Genomic DNA, 5,513 nt, shown 5'->3' with positions numbered 1-5,513 from the left:
AGAAAGAGTAGAAATGCCACAAGCCTCAATAGCAGGTTTAAGAGCCTCGATACGCTCAAAGTCAAAATAATCAGCGTGACATTCAGAAGGGTAATAAGAACGAACCATAAAAAAGCCTCCAAGATTTGGAGGCATGAAAACATACAATTGGGAGGGTGTCAATCCTGACGGTTATTTCCTAGACAAATTAGAGCCAATACCATCAGCTTTACCGTCTTTCCAGAAATTGTTCCAAGTATCGGCAACAGCTTTATCAATACCATGAAAAATATCAACCACACCAGAAGCAGCATCAGTGACGACATTAGAAATATCCTTTGCAGTAGCGCCAATATGAGAAGAGCCATACCGCTGATTCTGCGTTTGCTGATGAACTAAGTCAACCTCAGCACTAACCTTGCGAGTCATTTCTTTGATTTGGTCATTGGTAAAATACTGACCAGCCGTTTGAGCTTGAGTAAGCATTTGGCGCATAATCTCGGAAACCTGCTGTTGCTTGGAAAGATTGGTGTTTTCCATAATAGACGCAACGCGAGCAGTAGACTCCTTCTGTTGATAAGCAAGCATCTCATTTTGTGCATATACCTGGTCTTTCGTATTCTGGCGTGAAGTCGCCGACTGAATGCCAGCAATCTCTTTTTGAGTCTCATTTTGCATCTCGGCAATCTCTTTCTGATTGTCCAGTTGCATTTTAGTAAGCTCTTTTTGATTCTCAAATCCGGCGTCAACCATACCAGCAGAGGAAGCATCAGCACCAGCACGCTCCCAAGCATTAAGCTCAGGAAATGCAGCAGCAAGATAATCACGAGTATCCTTTCCTTTATCAGCGGCAGACTTGCCACCAAGTCCAACCAAATCAAGCAACTTATCAGAAACGGCAGAAGTGCCAGCCTGCAACGTACCTTCAAGAAGTCCTTTACCAGCTTTAGCCATAGCACCAGAAACAAAACTAGGGACGGCCTCATCAGGGTTAGGAACATTAGAGCCTTGAATGGCAGATTTAATACCAGCATCACCCATGCCTACAGTATTGTTATCGGTAGCAAGCACATCACCTTGAATGCCACCGGAGGCGGCTTTTTGACCGCCTCCAAACAATTTAGACATGGCGCCACCAGCAAGAGCAGAAGCAATACCGCCAGCAATAGCACCAAACATAAATCACCTCACTTAAGTGGCTGGAGACAAATAATCTCTTTAATAACCTGATTCAGCGAAACCAATCCGCGGCATTTAGTAGCGGTAAAGTTAGACCAAACCATGAAACCAACATAAACATTATTGCCCGGCGTACGGGGAAGGACGTCAATAGTCACACAGTCCTTGACGGTATAATAACCACCATCATGGCGACCATCCAAAGGATAAACATCATAGGCAGTCGGGAGGGTAGTCGGAACCGAAGAAGACTCAAAGCGAACCAAACAGGCAAAAAATTTAGGGTCGGCATCAAAAGCAATATCAGCACCAACAGAAACAACCTGATTAGCGGCGTTGACAGATGTATCCATCTGAATGCAATGAAGAAAACCACCATTACCAGCATTAACCGTCAAACTATCAAAATATAACGTTGACGATGTAGCTTTAGGTGTCTGTAAAACAGGTGCCGAAGAAGCTGGAGTAACAGAAGTGAGAACCAGCTTATCAGAAAAAAAGTTTGAATTATGGCGAGAAATAAAAGTCTGAAACATGATTAAACTCCTAAGCAGAAAACCTACCGCGCTTCGCTTGGTCAACCCCTCAGCGGCAAAAATTAAAATTTTTACCGCTTCGGCGTTATAACCTCACACTCAATCTTTTATCACGAAGTCATGATTGAATCGCGAGTGGTCGGCAGATTGCGATAAACGGTCACATTAAATTTAACCTGACTATTCCACTGCAACAACTGAACGGACTGGAAACACTGGTCATAATCATGGTGGCGAATAAGTACGCGTTCTTGCAAATCACCAGAAGGCGGTTCCTGAATGAATGGGAAGCCTTCAAGAAGGTGATAAGCAGGAGAAACATACGAAGGCGCATAACGATACCACTGACCCTCAGCAATCTTAAACTTCTTAGACGAATCACCAGAACGGAAAACATCCTTCATAGAAATTTCACGCGGCGGCAAGTTGCCATACAAAACAGGGTCGCCAGCAATATCGGTATAAGTCAAAGCACCTTTAGCGTTAAGGTACTGAATCTCTTTAGTCGCAGTAGGCGGAAAACGAACAAGCGCAAGAGTAAACATAGTGCCATGCTCAGGAACAAAGAAACGCGGCACAGAATGTTTATAGGTCTGTTGAACACGACCAGAAAACTGGCCTAACGACGTTTGGTCAGTTCCATCAACATCATAGCCAGATGCCCAGAGATTAGAGCGCATGACAAGTAAAGGACGGTTGTCAGCGTCATAAGAGGTTTTACCTCCAAATGAAGAAATAACATCATGGTAACGCTGCATGAAGTAATCACGTTCTTGGTCAGTATGCAAATTAGCATAAGCAGCTTGCAGACCCATAATGTCAATAGATGTGGTAGAAGTCGTCATTTGGCGAGAAAGCTCAGTCTCAGGAGGAAGCGGAGCAGTCCAAATGTTTTTGAGATGGCAGCAACGGAAACCATAACGAGCATCATCTTGATTAAGCTCATTAGGGTTAGCCTCGGTACGGTCAGGCATCCACGGCGCTTTAAAATAGTTGTTATAGATATTCAAATAACCCTGAAACAAATGCTTAGGGATTTTATTGGTATCAGGGTTAATCGTGCCAAGAAAAGCGGCATGGTCAATATAACCAGTAGTGTTAACAGTCGGGAGAGGAGTGGCATTAACACCATCCTTCATGAACTTAATCCACTGTTCACCATAAACGTGACGATGAGGGACATAAAAAGTAAAAATGTCTACAGTAGAGTCAATAGCAAGGCCACGACGCAATGGAGAAAGACGGAGAGCGCCAACGGCGTCCATCTCGAAGGAGTCGCCAGCGATAACCGGAGTAGTTGAAATGGTAATAAGACGACCAATCTGACCAGCAAGGAAGCCAAGATGGGAAAGGTCATGCGGCATACGCTCGGCGCCAGTTTGAATATTAGACATAATTTATCCTCAAGTAAGGGGCCGAAGCCCCTGCAATTAAAATTGTTGACCACCTACATACCAAAGACGAGCGCCTTTACGCTTGCCTTTAGTACCTCGCAACGGCTGCGGACGACCAGGGCGAGCGCCAGAACGTTTTTTACCTTTAGACATTACATCACTCCTTCTGCACGTAATTTTTGACGCACGTTTTCTTCTGCGTCAGTAAGAACGTCAGTGTTTCCTGCGCGTACACGCAAGGTAAACGCGAACAATTCAGCGGCTTTAACCGGACGCTCGACGCCATTAATAATGTTTTCCGTAAATTCAGCGCCTTCCATGATGAGACAGGCCGTTTGAATGTTGACGGGATGAACATAATAAGCAATGACGGCAGCAATAAACTCAACAGGAGCAGGAAAGCGAGGGTATCCTACAAAGTCCAGCGTACCATAAACGCAAGCCTCAACGCAGCGACGAGCACGAGAGCGGTCAGTAGCAATCCAAACTTTGTTACTCGTCAGAAAATCGAAATCATCTTCGGTTAAATCCAAAACGGCAGAAGCCTGAATGAGCTTAATAGAGGCCAAAGCGGTCTGGAAACGTACGGATTGTTCAGTAACTTGACTCATGATTTCTTACCTATTAGTGGTTGAACAGCATCGGACTCAGATAGTAATCCACGCTCTTTTAAAATGTCAACAAGAGAATCTCTACCATGAACAAAATGTGACTCATATCTAAACCAGTCCTTGACGAACGTGCCAAGCATATTAAGCCACTTCTCCTCATCCAACGCGTCAGTTTTTGACAGAATCGTTAGTTGATGGCGAAAGGTCGCAAAGTAAGAGCTTCTCGAGCTGCGCAAGGATAGGTCGAATTTTCTCATTTTCCGCCAGCAGTCCACTTCGATTTAATTCGTAAACAAGCAGTAGTAATTCCTGCTTTATCAAGATAATTTTTCGACTCATCAGAAATATCCGAAAGTGTTAACTTCTGCGTCATGGAAGCGATAAAACTCTGCAGGTTGGATACGCCAATCATTTTTATCGAAGCGCGCATAAATTTGAGCAGATTTGTCGTCACAGGTTGCGCCGCCAAAACGTCGGCTACAGTAACTTTTCCCAGCCTCAATCTCATCTCTCTTTTTGCGTTCTGCTTCAATATCTGGTTGAACGGCGTCGCGTCGTAACCCAGCTTGGTAAGTTGGATTAAGCACTCCGTGGACAGATTTGTCATTGTGAGCATTTTCATCCCGAAGTTGCGGCTCATTCTGATTCTGAACAGCTTCTTGGGAAGTAGCGACAGCTTGGTTTTTAGTGAGTTGTTCCATTCTTTAGCTCCTAGACCTTTAGCAGCAAGGTCCATATCTGACTTTTTGTTAACGTATTTAGCCACATAGAAACCAACAGCCATATAACTGGTAGCTTTAAGCGGCTCACCTTTAGCATCAACAGGCCACAACCAACCAGAACGTGAAAAAGCGTCCTGCGTGTAGCGAACTGCGATGGGCATACTGTAACCATAAGGCCACGTATTTTGCAAGCTATTTAACTGGCGGCGATTGCGTACCCGACGACCAAAATTAGGGTCAACGCTACCTGTAGGAAGTGTCCGCATAAAGTGCACCGCATGGAAATGAAGACGGCCATTAGCTGTACCATACTCAGGCACACAAAAATACTGATAGCAGTCGGCGTGTGAATCATTAGCCTTGCGACCCTCGGCAGCAAGAACCATACGACCAATATCACGAAAATAGTCACGCAAAGCATTGGGATTATCATAAAACGCCTCTAATCGGTCGTCAGCCAACGTGAGAGTGTCAAAAACGATAAACCAACCATCAGCATGAGCCTGTCGCATTGCATTCATCAAACGCTGAATAGCAAAGCCTCTACGCGATTTCATAGTGGAGGCCTCCAGCAATCTTGAACACTCATCCTTAATACCTTTCTTTTTGGGGTAATTATACTCATCGCGAATATCCTTAAGAGGGCGTTCAGCAGCCAGCTTGCGGCAAAACTGCGTAACCGTCTTCTCGTTCTCTAAAAACCATTTTTCGTCCCCTTCGGGGCGGTGGTCTATAGTGTTATTAATATCAAGTTGGGGGAGCACATTGTAGCATTGTGCCAATTCATCCATTAACTTCTCAGTAACAGATACAAACTCATCACGAACGTCAGAAGCAGCCTTATGGCCGTCAACATACATATCACCATTATCGAACTCAACGCCCTGCATACGAAAAGACAGAATCTCTTCCAAGAGCTTGATGCGGTTATCCATCTGCTTATGGAAGCCAAGCATTGGGGATTGAGAAAGAGTAGAAATGCCACAAGCCTCAATAGCAGGTTTAAGAGCCTCGATACGCTCAAAGTCAAAATAATCAGCGTGACATTCAGAAGGGTAATAAGAACGAACCATAAAAAAGCCTCCAAGATTT

Annotated in this window: 8 protein-coding genes and 1 pseudogene; all 9 read right to left on the bottom strand. The window is 44.6% G+C overall.

Features of this window, described 5'->3' with window-relative positions:
* Positions 1-171 precede the first annotated feature (171 nt).
* The gene (locus tag MAA8898_RS27475) at positions 172-1,158 is read right to left on the bottom strand and encodes a Minor spike protein (protein ID WP_000466547.1); all 987 of its coding nucleotides are present in this window, start codon (positions 1,156-1,158) and stop codon (positions 172-174) included.
* An 8-nt stretch (positions 1,159-1,166) separates the two neighbouring features.
* Entirely contained in the window at positions 1,167-1,694 is a 528-nt protein-coding gene (locus MAA8898_RS27470) for a hypothetical protein (protein ID WP_000487867.1), read from the bottom strand.
* Positions 1,695-1,804: 110 nt separating this feature from the next.
* Entirely contained in the window at positions 1,805-3,088 is a 1,284-nt protein-coding gene (locus tag MAA8898_RS27465; protein ID WP_000065572.1) for a major capsid protein, read from the bottom strand.
* Between the two features lie 36 nt (positions 3,089-3,124).
* Complete coding sequence (locus MAA8898_RS27460) at positions 3,125-3,241, bottom strand: phage DNA packaging protein J (protein WP_000033471.1); 117 nt, start codon at positions 3,239-3,241, stop codon at positions 3,125-3,127.
* Positions 3,241-3,699 carry a scaffolding protein D gene (locus tag MAA8898_RS27455; RefSeq protein WP_000084700.1) on the bottom strand — a complete coding sequence of 153 codons (459 nt, stop codon included), beginning with the start codon at positions 3,697-3,699 and terminating at the stop codon, positions 3,241-3,243. The genes MAA8898_RS27460 and MAA8898_RS27455 overlap by 1 nt, the downstream gene beginning before the upstream one ends.
* Positions 3,696-3,935 carry a phage DNA packaging protein C gene (locus MAA8898_RS27450; RefSeq protein WP_016670801.1) on the bottom strand — a complete coding sequence of 80 codons (240 nt, stop codon included), beginning with the start codon at positions 3,933-3,935 and terminating at the stop codon, positions 3,696-3,698. Before MAA8898_RS27450 ends, MAA8898_RS27455 begins: the two co-directional genes overlap by 4 nt.
* Entirely contained in the window at positions 3,868-4,038 is a 171-nt protein-coding gene (locus tag MAA8898_RS27445) for a bacteriophage K family protein (RefSeq protein ID WP_002253904.1), read from the bottom strand. The genes MAA8898_RS27450 and MAA8898_RS27445 overlap by 68 nt, the downstream gene beginning before the upstream one ends.
* A complete protein-coding gene (locus MAA8898_RS27440; RefSeq protein ID WP_000436966.1) occupies positions 4,038-4,400 on the bottom strand; it encodes a hypothetical protein in 363 nt (120 codons plus the stop codon). The genes MAA8898_RS27445 and MAA8898_RS27440 overlap by 1 nt, the downstream gene beginning before the upstream one ends.
* 92 nt (positions 4,401-4,492) lie before the next feature.
* Positions 4,493-5,212, bottom strand: a pseudogene (locus MAA8898_RS27435) (replication endonuclease); the annotation flags it as partial.
* Positions 5,213-5,513 lie beyond the last annotated feature (301 nt).

The organism is Antarctobacter aquimaris (assembly GCF_900184945.1).
In the GTDB taxonomy this organism is placed as follows: Bacteria; Pseudomonadota; Alphaproteobacteria; order Rhodobacterales; family Rhodobacteraceae; genus Maliponia; species Maliponia aquimaris.
This window is presented reverse-complemented; position numbering and strand designations above follow the sequence as displayed.

Coding starts and splice junctions, on each gene's coding strand:
- MAA8898_RS27475 (WP_000466547.1), bottom strand. CDS start 1,158: ATGTTTGGTGCTATTGCTGGCGGTATTGCTTCTGCTCTTGCTGGTGGC.
- MAA8898_RS27470 (WP_000487867.1), bottom strand. CDS start 1,694: ATGTTTCAGACTTTTATTTCTCGCCATAATTCAAACTTTTTTTCTGAT.
- MAA8898_RS27465 (WP_000065572.1), bottom strand. CDS start 3,088: ATGTCTAATATTCAAACTGGCGCCGAGCGTATGCCGCATGACCTTTCC.
- MAA8898_RS27460 (WP_000033471.1), bottom strand. CDS start 3,241: ATGTCTAAAGGTAAAAAACGTTCTGGCGCTCGCCCTGGTCGTCCGCAG.
- MAA8898_RS27455 (WP_000084700.1), bottom strand. CDS start 3,699: ATGAGTCAAGTTACTGAACAATCCGTACGTTTCCAGACCGCTTTGGCC.
- MAA8898_RS27445 (WP_002253904.1), bottom strand. CDS start 4,038: ATGAGTCGAAAAATTATCTTGATAAAGCAGGAATTACTACTGCTTGTT.
- MAA8898_RS27440 (WP_000436966.1), bottom strand. CDS start 4,400: ATGGAACAACTCACTAAAAACCAAGCTGTCGCTACTTCCCAAGAAGCT.